The sequence below is a fragment of the Gilvimarinus gilvus genome, assembly GCF_030518155.1.
GTDB lineage: Bacteria > Pseudomonadota > Gammaproteobacteria > Pseudomonadales > Cellvibrionaceae > Gilvimarinus > Gilvimarinus gilvus.
This window is the reverse complement of the sequence record NZ_JAULRU010000418.1, coordinates 1-14159: the sequence shown is the minus strand read 5'-3', so window position 1 is coordinate 14159 and position 14159 is coordinate 1. Positions and strand designations below refer to the sequence as shown.

The following is a 14159-nucleotide window of genomic DNA, read 5'->3' as shown; positions in this document are numbered from 1 at the left end:
CCATTGGAAATCGTGTTATAAAAATATAGTTGATTATTCAGGACAAGAATAGTCAATTTTTGCAAGAAGCACCAAAAATCTAGATATTGCGCCTTTACTGATCGATTTTTAACGTTTTTTTGGCAAACTCTGGGCTGTTGGCTACACCATGTGGTACATGGCCGGTCGCCACATGGGCACTCGCCGAATCAATATGGGCCTGCTGATCATCAAAAAAAACATCCGCGCCATAGGCTTTTAAAAATTCACCCTTGGCGAGACCACCGAGGAACAAAGACTCGTCAATTCGAATATTCCAGGCCCGCAGTGTGCGAATAACGCGTTCGTGAGCGGGCGCCGAGCGGGCTGTCACGAGCGCTGTGCGTATTGGGCAAGACTCCGCGTCTACAAACTCAGCCTGTAATCGATGTAGTGCATCGAGAAACGGCTTAAAGGGCCCACCTGGCAATGGGGTTTTGGCCGCGGCTCGCTCGCTGGCGGTGAAGGCCGACAAGCCTTCTTGTTTAAAAATTCGCTCGGCATCATCGGAAAAAAGGACCGCATCACCATCAAAGGCGAAACGCAGCTCCCCTTGATTATTGCTACCCGCTTTCGGCGCCATCAAGGTTGCAGCGGCAATTCCGTGCTCTAGCGCGTGCCTCACATCGTCGGCTTCAGTGGATAAAAACAGTTGACAGCCAAACGCAGATGCATAGCGATAGGGACTGAGACCACCACAAAAGGCCGCGCGAGTAATGTTTAACTTATAATGCTCAATGGAGTTAAAGACCCGCAGCCCCGTATCCGCGCTGTTGCGGGAAAGCAATATAACCTCAACTTTGGGAGCACCTGGTAAGCTTTCATTTAGATGCAACAACTTCTTTACCATTGGATAGGCGTCACCGACCTCGAGAGGCTCTTCTTCATGCTCCATTTGATAGCGAGCATACGCCTCTAAGCCGCTTTCGGTGTAAACCCGGTGACTTTCATCCAGATTAAACAGCGCCCGGGAAGATATCGCGATAACAAGTTTGTTGCTTTTGGACTCACTCATCCACCTATTCTCCTAATTGCGCATGACTCTGCCTGTCTATCATGCCAGACTTTTACTGACCACCTCATAACAGTCCGGAGATAAGCTCGGCATTTCCAGCAAGGCCTCCAGTTGGCTACGCATGGCCTGGCTATAAGCCGGCGCGTAGCGACGCCAGCGCGTTAGCGGCGTTAGTAAGCGCGCCGCTATTTGCGGATTTTTTGCATCAAGTTGTTGAATTTGTTGCGCCAGGAACGCATAACCGCCCTGCTCTGGCGTCTCACCTAAACTGTGAAAGTTTGGGGTATTACCACCACAAAATCCGCCAATAACGGCACGAATTTTATTGGGATTCGAGCTGTCATAGGCCTCGTGTTGCAGCAGGTCATTCACTCGTTTTAGGCCGCCCGCAGCGGGGTTGCGCGCCTGCAGAGCAAACCATTGATTTACCACCAGTGCCTCGTCACGCCATTTTACATAAAAATCGGATAAGGCGACTGCCGCTGCAGCCTGCGCCTTGGCATTTTCCGACATTACCATCGCTGTTAATGCAGCAATTTCATCGGTCATGTTGGTTGCAGTCTCAAACTGAGTTTTGCACAATTCTAACGTCGCGTCCGAAGGCTGATCCATTAGATAGGACAAACATACATTTTTAAGGCTGCGCCGCGCAATAGATTCCGCGTCGGCGCTATACTCGACGTCAACAGACAATGCGCGGTAGGTCTGCTCAAGCTCGCCAGCCAATGCTTGCGCTAAGGCACTTTTCACTTTGCTACGGGCTTGATAAATCGCTTGAGGGTCTATCTCGCTCTGCTGCTCAGCGATATAACCCTCAGCGGGCAGAGTCAGCATATAGGCGAACATGGCTTGATCGAGTTCTGCTTGAGCGAACAAGCTTCGATAGACCCGCGGCAAGCGCTCGTCGAGCACAAATCGACCGCCCTCGCCGGCGGCCATGGCATCGTTGATGGCAGCCATACACAAACTTTGCACGGCTTCGTAACGGGTAAAGCCGTTGCTGTCACGCATGACTATGGCGCACAGATCGTCCCGACTATAATCGTATTTTAATTTGACGGGCGCCGAAAAGTTTCTCAGTAACGACGGAACCGGTTTTTCCGGCACATTGTGAAACACAAAACTCTGCGTCGTCTGCGTTACTTCCAATACGCGATCGGTATTGTCCTCTGGCAGGTCTTCCGCGATCTCGTCTGCAAGCGTCAAGGCTAACTCGCCAGCTTCTCCAATCAAGCCCATGCGCAGCGGTATATGGAATGGTTTTTTAACAGCGCATTCGGGTGTGGCCGGTGTGTACTGGGAAACGGTGAGCGTATACTCCCGGGCGTTTTCATCATAAGCATCAACGATTGTGAGCTCCGGTGTGCCCGCCTGGTTGTACCAATTGTCGAATTGAGAAAAATCTCGACCGGAGACATCGGCCATAGCCCGGACAAAATCTTCGGTGGTAACCGCCTGGCCGTCATGCCGTTCAAAATACAAATCAGTGCCCTTTCGGAACAGCTCCGGCCCCAGCAGATTTGCTATCATCCGCACAACCTCAGCGCCTTTTTCGTATATTGTTAATGTATAGAAATTGGAAATTTCCATATAGCTTGACGGGCGTATTGGATGCGCCATAGGTCCTGCATCTTCTGCAAACTGATGAGTGCGCAGCAAAGATACATCTTCAACCCGTTTAACGGTGCGCGAGCCCATATCCGCAGAAAACTCAGAGTCTCGGTAAACCGTAAAGCCCTCTTTAAGGCTCAACTGAAACCAGTCCCTGCAGGTAACGCGGTTACCAGACCAATTGTGAAAGTACTCGTGAGCAACCACACCCTCCACCCGCTGAAAACCTGCGTCAGTGGTTGTTGTGGGGCTTGCCAGCACACAGGAGGTATTGAAAATGTTCAGTCCTTTATTCTCCATTGCCCCCATATTGAAGTCGTCAACAGCAACGATCATAAATATATCTAAATCGTATTCGCGCCCATAGGTTTGCTCATCCCATTGCATGGATTTCTTAAGCGACTGCATGGCGTGATCGCATTTGCCGAGATCTTTTTCTTCAACGAAAATTTCTAACGCCACCTGCTTGCCACTGCAGGTTGTGAAGCTGTCCTCCACCTTAGCCAAGTCGCCCGCCACTAATGCAAATAGGTAGGCGGGCTTCTTATGAGGGTCGTGCCAGGTTGCGAAGTGCCGGCCATTGTCCAAACTTCCGGCCTCAACCAGATTCCCATTGGATAATAGTACGGGGCACCGAGACTTATCCGCTGATACCCGAGTCGTAAAATCACTCATAACATCCGGGCGATCAAGATAATAGGTGATTTTGCGAAAGCCTTCGGCTTCGCATTGTGTGCAGTACATAGTGCGCGATCGGTACAAGCCCTCGAGCGAAGTATTTTGCTCAGGCTCGATTCTCACCTTAGTTTCCAGGACAAATTTTTCAGTCTCAGGGGTAAGTGATAATACAGACGGGCCTTGTACATATCGCTCTTCTGACAGTGGTTCACCGTCTATTGCGATTTCGAGCAATTCTAAGCCTTCACCATGTAAATCCAGCTGGGCTCCTTCAATGGATGAATTCTTACGCATCGTTAGGCGGGAGCGTACAAAAGTTTCTCCCGAGTATATATCGACTTCCAGCTCGGTTTTATCAATCCAATATGCCGGCTGCTGATAGTCGTTCAAATAGACAGTTTGTACAGCAGAAGTTGGCTCAGCAATATTCATAGTGGCCTCAGGAAACGAAAATTGTGACATGGTAACCACCGAACTTCCGTACATTCAGCACCTGGTCACCAAAAATTAAGTACTGGCCTTTTATACCAGTCAACTCGCCGGTAAAGACCGGGGTTTTTTCAAGGTTTACGGATTTTACTTTTAGCGGTGGAGTCGGTACCGGGTAGCATATATCGACGCTTTCAGCTTCAGCGCTTAGCAAAGATACGATACTGTCCGCCCCATGTTCGCTGCGCAATTGCTCGAGCTCCGGTTCCAGCTTGTCGATCAGCTCAATGGCAATTTGCCGTAAATCAACGGGATCAGGGCTGCCTTTAAGCATTCTCTGCCATTGAGTCCGGTCACTGATATGCGGTTTGCAAGCAACCTCAACCAACCCCGCCATTCGCCTATTCGGCACTGTGAAAATGGGCAGCGCCTGCACAGCACCTTGGTCGATCCAGCGTGTGGGAATTTGCGTGGCCCGCGTAATGCCAACTTTCGGCGACGATGAATTTGCCAGGTAAACAACATGATCGTTCATACAGAATTGTTCGGCCCAGCTCGGTTCACGGCACGTCCCGAGGTGGTAATGGCATTTTTCCGGGCTGACGATGCACGAGTCGCACTGAGCAAGAGACTGAAAACAGGGGTAGCAGTAGCCCTGACTGAAACTCTTACGGGTTTTGCGATCACAATGGAGGCAGCGAATTTCACCCGTATAGGCAAGGGTCAAGGTTTGACCAATCAGTGCGTTAGCTGAGAATACTGCGTCCCCACAGTGCAATGAGTATTCCACTGCATCGCCACTGGCTGAGAGTTCAACGGACATTTTCCTCAATGCGCCAGTTACATCGCCAGGTAAGGTTTTTACAGGTATCACTGCCATTTGATAGGTTGCTCCGCACTTTGACCAGCGTCTGAATCAGTATCGCAAGCATCGCCAGGCTTGGGTGGGACATAACCAGACTGCTCCTCTTTAGGCACATGAAGGTGCTCAAACGCAATAACCGCCTGCATGCAGGTTTCCCGCTGCTCTTGGGTAAGCACCTTACCGTCAGGCCATTTGCCCAGTTCGACGGCTCTTTTCAGGTTTTGGTAAACCTCTGGGGTAAGATTGGCAATAACCTGCCTGAAATCGTCGTTCATGTCCGCTCCGAATGCGTTCGTTTAAACATGGCTTGCAAAAGTGCAATGGCAACACCTGCTATTAAGCCACCCAGATGGGCACCATTGGCGACACCACCTTCGATGGCCTGGTCGACTATACCCGTCATACAAATCGCCAACCAAGCCAACATAAAAGCCGTAATTCCGCGAGGTAAACTGGTTTCAGGCCGGGGCAACAACCTATGAATGACTGCTATATACCCTAAATAGGCATAGACAACACCAGACATTCCGCCAAAGCGCGCGGCGTCCGAAGGCCAAAAGTACTGGCTGATATTTGCGGCAAAAGCTGCAAACAAGAAGAACAACATGGCGAACAATGCACCATTCAAACGTTCGATTCGACGTCCCAGCTCCCAGGTCCAGAGGCTGTTAAAAACCAGATGCAAGATCGAAAAATGTACAAAAGCTGGAGTCACTAAACGCCAGTATTGCGCGCGCTCGAACGTATCGCTCAGTGATTGCACATCCAGCCATTGACCTTGCACAAGGTCCATGGGAACAAACATCAGCGCGAGCTGCCAGTGAATCAATTCTGGTATGGCGACCAACACATACCCCAATGCGCTCAGGAGTATGAGCGCCAAAGTTACCGGAGTTTGACGCAGCTGCATCGCAGGTTTAACAGTGACCGCAGCGGCGCTGGCGTAATTCCTGTCAATGTGCTCCCCTCTTTGCCACATAGCCAACAGCTGGCGAGCTGCGTCTTGGTATTGCTCGCTCACGTAGAGTACTTGTCTACCGTTGTACTCTATAACCCGATGCACCAGTCCACGACTTTGCAAAACATGGTGAATTTGAGCAAGATCCTGCTCAATTGGGAACGTTTGAATGGGTATCCAGGACAAAAAATAGGCCTAAGGGTCTACATAAACCCAGTTAAAATGATTCGGGTGGATTTGCGCCTCGCCCTCACAGCGATAGGCAACCAAGCGGCCGAACTTTACCGCACTGTAATCCAAACAGGCAATATTTGATGTAATCGGCCTGGGTGCGCCATTGAGCCAGTAGTGGCCGACAAAGAGTAGCGGTTGGTCATCAGCATACATCACCAATTCACGCCTAATAGCTTCATCGATCGGTAATTGGGCAACTTCTGTAGGTAATGGGTCGGGCTGAAAGGCTATATCCCCCAACACCCGAGGATTTTTATGCCAAAAACTCGCCCGGAAACTGTGTCGCTTAAAACCCTCGGCCGTCGTCATAATGTGGGGGCTGGGAAGTGGCAATTCAACACCTGAGGTTAACCGCTTGATGTCACGCGAAAGGGAGCTCGCCGGATCCGCGAGTTGGGCCCAGTCATCTTCCGCGATGACGGCACATCTTCTGGCAATAACGTCCGCATCCCAGCAGGCGTGAACGACTCTAAGGCCCGGCACCTCGAAATACAAAGGGCGTTGTTTTAGCCACCTTAGGTGATCCAGCCAGTCGCCAGAGTAGTTTGCGAACTGCTCTAGGGTGTCTTCGATGATATGAGCGTTACGTGGTGTACGGGGCCTTAGGTAGTTGCTGGGAACACGGGGATTGGGCAAGCAGTAAAAAAGCGCATGTAGCTCATGATTCCCCAGTACGAGTATGGCGTTGCCAGCATCCACCATATCCCGAACTAAGCCCAGTGCATGACGGATTCTGGGGCCGCGGTCAATGATATCGCCGACAAAGATAACTTTCCTCTCTGGGTGTTGAAATACCCCCCCTTTGCGACTGTAACCAAGCCGCTCAAGCAATCGCTCCAGGGTTACCGCACAACCGTGTACATCGCCGATAATGTCCAATTTCGACGCTGATATCTCTAAACGATGCCCCGCCAACCTACTCGTCATGACTTCTCAAGAAGGTGTCCCCCCCAACCCAACTTAGAGCGACAGCGCTCGTAAAAATTATGGTTAAGCGGGTGGATTAAAAGTAGCTTTTGCGGCTTTTTGCTGATGACGACCCGGTCTCCACCACGCACCGGGTCGTGGGTCTGTCCGTCACAGGTGACCTGCGGAATGGCACTGTTACCCTCGCCCACTAAAATATCAATAACGCTGTCACCGGGCACTACCATGGGGCGACTACTCAAGGTGTGCGGGTTCATTGGAATCAGGCCAATGGCGTCAAGCTTCGGGTGCATAATCGGGCCGCCTCCACTTAGCGCATAAGCGGTAGAACCGGTCGGAGTCGATACGATCATGCCATCTGAACGTTGCGATGTAACAAAGTGGCCATCGACGTAGAGTTCGAACTCGAGCATCCGGATAAACTCGCCAGGGTGCAATACAACGTCATTTAACGCATCCCCACCACACAACGTCTGGCCGGCCCTCTCGACTTGCATGTCGAGCATAAACCGCTCTTCAGTAACGTACTTTCCCGTCAATACTTCGGATATTTTTTGTTCAATATCTTCAGGTACGATGTCGGTTAGAAAGCCTAAACGGCCGCGATTAATACCCAGAATAGGCACGTTGTACTCAACTAGGTCTCGCGCGCCACTGAGGAGGCTGCCATCACCGCCAACCACAATGGCCAAATCGCAACTTCGGCCAAGCTCCGCCATATCGACAACATCAATGCCCGGATACTCCGTGTCCACTTCACAGAGCATAGCCGTTTGCTGCTCGACAACAACGATTGCCTCGCACGTCTGTAAAAACTGTATTAGGCGGCGTACGGTATACTTGGCCCGGTCGTTGTTTAAGCGGCCTATAAGCCCAATACGAGAAAATTGTGTCATCAGGGTCCCCACAGCTTTGAATTATTAATATTATGGCAAGAGGATCATATCACGCCAACAATAAACGGAGCTTATCATCGAGCCTTTGACTGAATTTTTACATTCGCTAGCAACGCCACAGGTACGTGACCTTGCTCAGAGCTGCCTGGGCCCGGATCTGATTTGTGCCGAAAAGATGTGTGGCGTGAACCTATATAGCCCTGAGAACGATTTGGCTAATTGCGCAGCTTGGCTGCGCAAGTTGGATCGAGACCCTGATCCACTGTTTAAGCACCTTGCCAAGCGTAAAAGCACCAGGCTCGGGCTCTACTTTGAATCTTTGTGGGCGTTTTTCTGGCAGCGCACAACGCAAACTGAAGTGCTCGCTTACAACTTACAGATTAGCAAGTCTGGCAGAACACTTGGTGCTTTGGATTTTATCGTTAAACAAGGAACCCGCCAAATACACATTGAAGCCGCAGTGAAGTTCTATCTGCTCTCGGGTTCCGACGAAAACAACTATGACCAGTGGATAGGACCTAACACCAATGATAACTTAGGTAAAAAGATTGGCCGCATGCAGGAACATCAATTTCCAATTCTCGGACATGAGATAACCCAGAACAGGTTGCGGCAACTGAATATAGACAACGCTAATACAGAACAAGCGCTCATACTCAAAGGTATGTTGTTTTTCCCATTCGACCATATAAAGCCGATTTCCGACCGCCTAATTAGGCACAAGCAAAATGTATGGCTTCATGTTGCCAATTTAGACAAAGTGTGTGCAGCTGAGTTCTATTCAGTGATTCCACGCAACCGCTGGCTGGGCCCAGCAATATACCACGCCCGTCTACAGCCGCTTAGCGCGCAGCAACTTAAAATCGCGCTAGCAAGCCAGATTCGCTATGATAATCGCCCGCGTATGGTTGCTGAGCTGTTTCGCGATTTTGACGGCAAATGGAAAGAAAAAAAGAGATTTTTCGTGGTGTCCGACTACTGGCCGGACACAGAACGACCGTCACGCAACACATAGTTGTTCCCAACTTCCATCGTTGCAACCTGCTCTGGGGCACTAAACACGGCATCACACTGCGCAAGCGCCTTTACGGAGTAACCCTGCTCAGTCAATAAGTGTGCAGCTGCCTGACTCCTGCGCCCCGTATCACAATAGCAGACATACTCTACACCGAGGCGCAGCAGCCGTGATTTTATTCCAAGCAAATGCAACGGAACATTAACCGCGTAAGGAAGGTGCCCTTCCCCATACTCTTCGTCAGAACGAACATCCACTAAAACATGTGTCGATTTTTCACCGGTGTCCAGATCTTTAAACAAAATTTCCGACACTTCGGGGGATTTAATCAACCGATAAAAATCTTGCTTCATTAAGCACATCAAGACACCGTCGGTAGTCATTGTAACCGTGGCATTACGTGGGGCATCGTTTACCAATGCGTCTTCGCCAAAACAGCGCCCCTCACCAATATCGGCAATCAACTCGACACCAGTGGCACCTTGTCTGGTTACTTCTGCACGCCCCTCCTTAATAAAATAGCAATGCTCCCCTAACTCCCCTTGTCGTATGATGACCTCATCAGCATCGACCAATCTAGCCGTCATTTTGGCAAATATTTCATCAACATTCAGAGGGGATACTTTGAAAAAAAGGTTGGAATGCAAGACTTGCATCATCCATTGAACATCCTCATCCATATCACGATCGCGCGCAATTATCGTATGTAAATAATCTGCAACTTGACTCCAGGTGAGCAATTTATCCAAAACCTCACTGTCAAACCGCAATACGGAACAATCGGTAAGAGCTGTAGCCTGATACTTACGCGGCTTTGAATGTGCGATGGGCAACAAGGATGCACGACCTTTAATCAGAGTTTCCTGCCCCTTGTCATCTTCCAGCAGGATATCACCGTACAACAGGTACAAGTGACAATGATCAACCGCGCCACGGTTAAATAAAGTCTGGCCCTTGTATAAAAATTCAGTTTGCGCGTACTTGAGTAGCTCACTTAGGTGAGCCGAACTCATTTCTTTGATTGGCACCAGAGATTTGATCAACACCGGATCTACGGGGACTGGCGCATGATTTTGTTGCACTAAATTATCCATAACAATTACTTGCGTTAAGTGATTTGGGTTCCTGCCAATCGAGTTGGTCAGAAAAACCTCTGCGCCCTTGCAACCCACCTGTGTGCAAGGCCACCACGCTCTGACCTCGCCGCCAATAACCGAGAGACGCCAGGCGCTCAATACTCCACAACAGCTTCAGCGTATAGACTGGATCGAGTGCAATAGAATTTCTGGCTTCAAATTGTCTACAAAAGTCCAGTGCACTTCTGGGTAGTTTCCTTGCGTACCCCCCCAAATGAAAGCCCCATATTAAGCTCCACGGATAGCGGCTAATTGAGTCCAGACCATACAGTTTAGTTGAACCGGAGGCGGCCTTTAAAACAGGCACTCCTACTGTATGGCACCACCCATTCAAGCCTTTTACCAATCCGGCGAAGGTTCCGCCCGTGCCCACAGCCACGCATACACTCGCTGGCTTGTATGGAAGTGCTTTTAGCGCACGCCCGATGTATTCACAACCGGCAACGCCTGCTTTATTACTTCCCCCTTCGGGCACAAAAAAATCCTCAGCCTGAACATCTTGCGCACCTAACTGGTCATACTTCGAAGTGCTAACGAACTCTAGCTCCATCCCATTTGAGATGCAGTCCTTTAATGTTTCACTGAAAAAGCGGTGATGTGCGCCTCGGATAAACGCTTTGCTCTTCAACCCATATTGAGCCGATACCAGCGCCGTTGCCAAAATATGATTCGACCAGGGGCCACCTTGCGTAACAATCCGGTTTTTACCGGAAGCTTTAGCCTGCTTTATATTTAAAAACAATTTATAAAACTTATTGCCTACCGCCAGATCGTCAATCAAATCATCACGGCGTAGTCGCACGGTGACCCCAGCTTTAGTACATTCTGGCAGGTAAACAGGCTGATAACGCACTTGCATGGCGCGATCCAAGAGCTCAGCGTCGGCACTTAGCGCGCTCACTAGCCTCTCCCGGCGACTAAGCCGCCACCAATACTGCGGTGAGCATCGCATCGGTTGGTTTCGCCATCGTGAAAATCAGTGGGTTCTGGCACACGCTTCACTCCTACACCACACTCTTCTCCGTCCTGATCCTTGGCATTACAGTATGGCGATTGAAAGTGGTCTAGCCACAAGCGGTAATTTTCAATGGGTACGCCACACTTGTCTGCGGCGAATTCCAACGGAGAAGAAACAAAGTTTGCCACCTCCTCGGGGGGCAAAGTAATCTGCCCAAGTCCGGGCTGATAAGCAACAAAACTAATTCCCGCTTTGGTAAGCGGGTCGAGTATTTTAGTGGCACCGTGCTCTACCAGTTCTTCGTGCTCGCCACGCAGTTTATCCAATTCTTCTCGCAGCGCCTCTTCCTGCTGCTGCCGATAAAACAGCTCCATGTCCTTCATGTCCAGCTGCTGCTGCAGCTCTTCACTTACCTCCGCAATACGCAATTCTAACTCTTGCGAATAGCCTTGCTCTAAAGCTTCAAGCTGGGCCCCGCCATCCATTTTCGTCGAACTCAGCTTATGCTCAAAATATTCGCGAATACCTTGTACCTTGGTATCTTTAAGCTCTAAGTCTTTGTGCAGACTATCTACCTGGCTTTGCAGTGCCAGATTTGACTCCTGCAAATTTCTTATTTCTGCCTGATACTTACCTAACCTATCCTGATGTTCGCGCTTGAGCCCATCCAGTTTCAAGGCCGCTTGGCTCTTTATGGTGTTGATTCGCAACCGTTGCTCTTTCAATGTGTGAGCGAGTCGAGTGCGCATCTCTCTGGCGTATTCCCGCTCTAGCTTATCTTTTAATTCACGGTCATTTACCGAAGCATTAACAAGCCTAGAGTCGTCTTCGATGTCCGGGAATACGAGGCCAAGCTTGTTTGCGGCAGTCGACTTTTTAAGCAGCACAAAGCTGTTTCGGCCAGGCTCCATAACTGGATCCCACAAGCTGCCTTGCTGAACGGGAATCGAACACTGGCTATAGCATGCCAGGGCTATTGGACCCGCACCCAAATCGGGTCCTTTCGCTGCCGAAGTTGCCAATTGTTGCAATGGCACGTTCCACTTAGCCGTGATCATGCCGTTCACATCGAAATCAACCTTGAAAAACACGCAGGCTTTAAGTTTGAAATCGCGATTGATTAGAAGGTAGACCGCCTTTACGGTTTTTCCGGCGAAGTCAGGCATGGGCACAAAACCATCCATTACGGCTTCGAATTCCGGATATTGCAGCTCCCTATCGACTCGTTCATCGACAAAGATCGCTATCGCTTCTTTCAGTTCGTCACGGGCAGACATTCGAACACCTGTTACTCCAGTCGGGCAATTACCAACTTGTCCAAGTCATAGCTTGATTATAGGGTTGGCTTGCTTATAAATCAGCAATTGACTTGATTTTGAGCCGAAGTGTGGTGTAAATGTGGGATTTAGTTCCGATTTTAGGGCTTTCAGGTAGGAAACCGGCCGATAATGGCCAGTGTGTGGCCATTATACTTCGGCGTAGTCTTCGCAGTATTCATCGTCTAAATCGTCTTGAGTTACATCGAGCAACTCTTCTAGATAGTCTTGCATCAAAATTACCTCAATGTCTTTATTACCTGACTGTAGAGCGGCAGAACACGGTTAAGTTCCGCTTCAGAGTTAAGTTCGCACAGGAATATGACAGAAGTATGATAATTGAGCTTAAAAATGGCCCAATTATGGGATCCGCGGCGCCAAACCGAGTATGTACGCCACCGCAGCCCCAAAGCCCAACTAAATGGAGCAGCGACGAACAGGACGGGATACACTCGGTCCTTCCCTGGCCCTCTCCCTTCGGGCAGCGCATACCCGCTGTGCAGAATGGCTATCCTGCCATTTTGTTTTTCGCACCATCCGTGGTGCTCCCCCTTCGGGCAGCCTTGTGGCTGTGCTCATTCGCTCCCGGCGAATGAGTCGAACACCGCTTCGCGGGTTATCGTCCCGTCCTGTCGGCTGCGGTATTTTTAACAGGCATAAAAAAGGCCCCACACAGTGGCAATGCTGTTCACTTAAGCATTTGAAGTACAGCGTGGCCTAGTAGAAAATCCGATTTCAAGCATGGAATCGGATTTTTTTATGGCTTTTCAACAAGACCTTCTCGACCTAAGTGATCTCTTTAACTTCTCCGACCTTAGTACCTTTACGCACAACATCCCCGTTGAGTGGGTTGAGTCTGCCTTGCGTTTAACACACTCAGCCAGTATCCGTAGGCGTCGATTGCCTGCCGATCAGGTACTATGGCTTGTCTTAGGTATGGCGGTCTTTCGTGATGAGCCCGTACATGAAGTGGCTCGGCGTCTGAACATTTGTGCGCAAGGATTGGCGTCACAAGAACTTCTGGCTCGCAGCGGTATAACCGAGGCACGTAAACGCCTCGGCGCAGACCCGGTACAATGGCTGTTCCGTCAAACAGGACAGTGTTGGGGACATGAGCGTTATCCGGGCGATCAGTGGCAAGGACTCCAAGTCTTTGCCGTCGACGGGGCCTTGTTTCGAACACAGGACACAGCAGAGTTGCGTGAGCACTTTGGCTCGGGCAATACCTCCACTCAGCGCCAGACGCCGTTTCCGATGCTGCGGCTAGTCGCCCTGATGAATGTCCGCTCGCATACGGTCGTGGACGCGCAGATTAGCCCCTACCGCCGGGGAGAAATTCCTCTTGCCACCTCGTTTCTCTCCCAGCTACCTGATCGCTCAATCACTTTGTTTGATAAGGGGTTTTGGAGCGCGGACCTACTGCTCACGCTTGCCACACAAGGTGAAAGCCGTCACTGGCTGATCCCTGAGCGGAAAAATATTAAGCGAGAGACGCTCGCCGTTTATGGGAAAAACGATGCGTTGGTGCGTATGCAGGTATCCCCTCAAGCAAGAAAGAAAAACCCGGCGCTACCCGAGTACTGGGACGCCAGGCAAGTCAGTTATCAAGTGAAAGGAGGCATGAAAACGGTGTTGACTTCATTGCCAGTAGAACAATACAGCGCCAGCGATATTGCCAAGCTATACCAAGAGCGCTGGGAGATAGAGCTGGGGTTTAGAGATATAAAAAGCTCAATGCAACAAAACGCGGTCACGCTGCGTAGCAAGAAGGTAGAGCTGGTCTATCAGGAGTTGTGGGGCTTGCTGTTGACGTACAATATTATCCGGCGAGAGGCGGCGCTGGCAGCCATAGCCTTTGAGCGCTCGCCATCGCAGATACGCTTTAAGCCAGTCTGTCAGTACATAGCCGTGCAGCTGATTGTGATGGCGGGTTCCAATCCACTGTCGGGGACAGGGCGGCGATTGTCAGAGCTTAGAGCCGGAGTCGGCAGCCTGTTTTTAGAAAGGCGTTCGAGACCAACAACGCCTCGAACGGTTAAGATATCAAAGACTCGCTATCCGGTGGATCGCAATGCTGCTCCTCTTAAGTGAACAGCATTGCCC

The 14159-nt window shown here is 50.3% G+C and carries 12 protein-coding genes; 2 read left to right on the top strand and 10 right to left on the bottom strand.

Going from position 1 to position 14159, the window contains the following annotated elements; genetic code table 11:
• Positions 1-94: 94 nt before the first annotated feature.
• From QWI17_RS06915 to QWI17_RS06885, 7 genes are read right to left on the bottom strand one after another with little or no spacing between them, the layout of a single operon-like run.
• On the bottom strand, positions 95-1033 hold the full coding sequence (locus QWI17_RS06915; RefSeq protein WP_302721788.1) for a 5'-nucleotidase: 939 nt from the start codon (positions 1031-1033) through the stop codon (positions 95-97).
• A 39-nt stretch (positions 1034-1072) separates the two neighbouring features.
• Positions 1073-3754: an aminopeptidase N gene (gene pepN / locus QWI17_RS06910; protein ID WP_302722036.1), complete on the bottom strand. Its 2682-nt coding sequence runs from the start codon at positions 3752-3754 to the stop codon at positions 1073-1075.
• 7 nt (positions 3755-3761) lie between these two features.
• Positions 3762-4631 (bottom strand): DUF2797 domain-containing protein, encoded by an 870-nt coding sequence (locus QWI17_RS06905; protein ID WP_302721787.1) that lies wholly within the window; start codon positions 4629-4631, stop codon positions 3762-3764.
• Positions 4622-4891 (bottom strand): YeaC family protein, encoded by a 270-nt coding sequence (locus tag QWI17_RS06900; protein ID WP_302721786.1) that lies wholly within the window; start codon positions 4889-4891, stop codon positions 4622-4624. Before QWI17_RS06900 ends, QWI17_RS06905 begins: the two co-directional genes overlap by 10 nt.
• Positions 4888-5760, bottom strand: coding sequence for a rhomboid family intramembrane serine protease (locus tag QWI17_RS06895; protein ID WP_302721785.1), 873 nt, complete (start codon positions 5758-5760; stop codon positions 4888-4890). The genes QWI17_RS06900 and QWI17_RS06895 overlap by 4 nt, the downstream gene beginning before the upstream one ends.
• Positions 5761-5769: 9 nt before the next feature.
• Positions 5770-6735, bottom strand: coding sequence for a metallophosphoesterase (locus tag QWI17_RS06890; protein ID WP_302721784.1), 966 nt, complete (start codon positions 6733-6735; stop codon positions 5770-5772).
• Positions 6732-7631, bottom strand: a complete 900-nt coding sequence (locus QWI17_RS06885; RefSeq protein ID WP_302721783.1) for an NAD(+) kinase — start codon at positions 7629-7631, stop codon at positions 6732-6734. The genes QWI17_RS06890 and QWI17_RS06885 overlap by 4 nt, the downstream gene beginning before the upstream one ends.
• A gap of 85 nt (positions 7632-7716) precedes the next feature.
• Between QWI17_RS06885 and QWI17_RS06880 the strand changes: the two genes are divergently transcribed.
• Entirely contained in the window at positions 7717-8646 is a 930-nt protein-coding gene (locus QWI17_RS06880) for a DUF1853 family protein (RefSeq protein ID WP_302721782.1), read from the top strand.
• Here QWI17_RS06880 and QWI17_RS06875 read toward each other — a convergent pair.
• Genes QWI17_RS06875 through QWI17_RS06865 form a run of 3 tightly spaced genes read right to left on the bottom strand, consistent with a single transcriptional unit; the run spans position 8607 to position 12017 of the window.
• Positions 8607-9740, bottom strand: a complete 1134-nt coding sequence (locus QWI17_RS06875) for a cyclic nucleotide-binding domain-containing protein (RefSeq protein WP_302721781.1) — start codon at positions 9738-9740, stop codon at positions 8607-8609. The two genes, QWI17_RS06880 and QWI17_RS06875, sit on opposite strands and share 40 nt — an antisense overlap.
• On the bottom strand, positions 9733-10683 hold the full coding sequence (locus tag QWI17_RS06870; protein ID WP_302721780.1) for a 1-aminocyclopropane-1-carboxylate deaminase/D-cysteine desulfhydrase: 951 nt from the start codon (positions 10681-10683) through the stop codon (positions 9733-9735). The genes QWI17_RS06875 and QWI17_RS06870 overlap by 8 nt, the downstream gene beginning before the upstream one ends.
• Positions 10683-12017 (bottom strand): hypothetical protein, encoded by a 1335-nt coding sequence (locus QWI17_RS06865; RefSeq protein WP_302721779.1) that lies wholly within the window; start codon positions 12015-12017, stop codon positions 10683-10685. The genes QWI17_RS06870 and QWI17_RS06865 overlap by 1 nt, the downstream gene beginning before the upstream one ends.
• Positions 12018-12797: 780 nt before the next feature.
• Between QWI17_RS06865 and QWI17_RS06860 the strand changes: the two genes are divergently transcribed.
• Positions 12798-14147 (top strand): IS4 family transposase, encoded by a 1350-nt coding sequence (locus QWI17_RS06860; protein WP_370661377.1) that lies wholly within the window; start codon positions 12798-12800, stop codon positions 14145-14147.
• The last annotated feature ends 12 nt before the right edge of the window (positions 14148-14159 follow it).

What these genes read in the sequence shown, in the direction of transcription:
- QWI17_RS06915 (WP_302721788.1), bottom strand. Translation starts at nt 1,033, where the DNA reads ATGAGTGAGTCCAAAAGCAACAAACTTGTTATCGCGATATCTTCCCGG.
- pepN (WP_302722036.1), bottom strand. Translation starts at nt 3,754, where the DNA reads ATGAATATTGCTGAGCCAACTTCTGCTGTACAAACTGTCTATTTGAAC.
- QWI17_RS06905 (WP_302721787.1), bottom strand. Translation starts at nt 4,631, where the DNA reads ATGGCAGTGATACCTGTAAAAACCTTACCTGGCGATGTAACTGGCGCA.
- QWI17_RS06900 (WP_302721786.1), bottom strand. Translation starts at nt 4,891, where the DNA reads ATGAACGACGATTTCAGGCAGGTTATTGCCAATCTTACCCCAGAGGTT.
- QWI17_RS06890 (WP_302721784.1), bottom strand. Translation starts at nt 6,735, where the DNA reads ATGACGAGTAGGTTGGCGGGGCATCGTTTAGAGATATCAGCGTCGAAA.
- QWI17_RS06885 (WP_302721783.1), bottom strand. Translation starts at nt 7,631, where the DNA reads ATGACACAATTTTCTCGTATTGGGCTTATAGGCCGCTTAAACAACGAC.
- QWI17_RS06875 (WP_302721781.1), bottom strand. Translation starts at nt 9,740, where the DNA reads ATGGATAATTTAGTGCAACAAAATCATGCGCCAGTCCCCGTAGATCCG.
- QWI17_RS06865 (WP_302721779.1), bottom strand. Translation starts at nt 12,017, where the DNA reads ATGTCTGCCCGTGACGAACTGAAAGAAGCGATAGCGATCTTTGTCGAT.
- QWI17_RS06860 (WP_370661377.1), top strand. Translation starts at nt 12,798, where the DNA reads ATGGAATCGGATTTTTTTATGGCTTTTCAACAAGACCTTCTCGACCTA.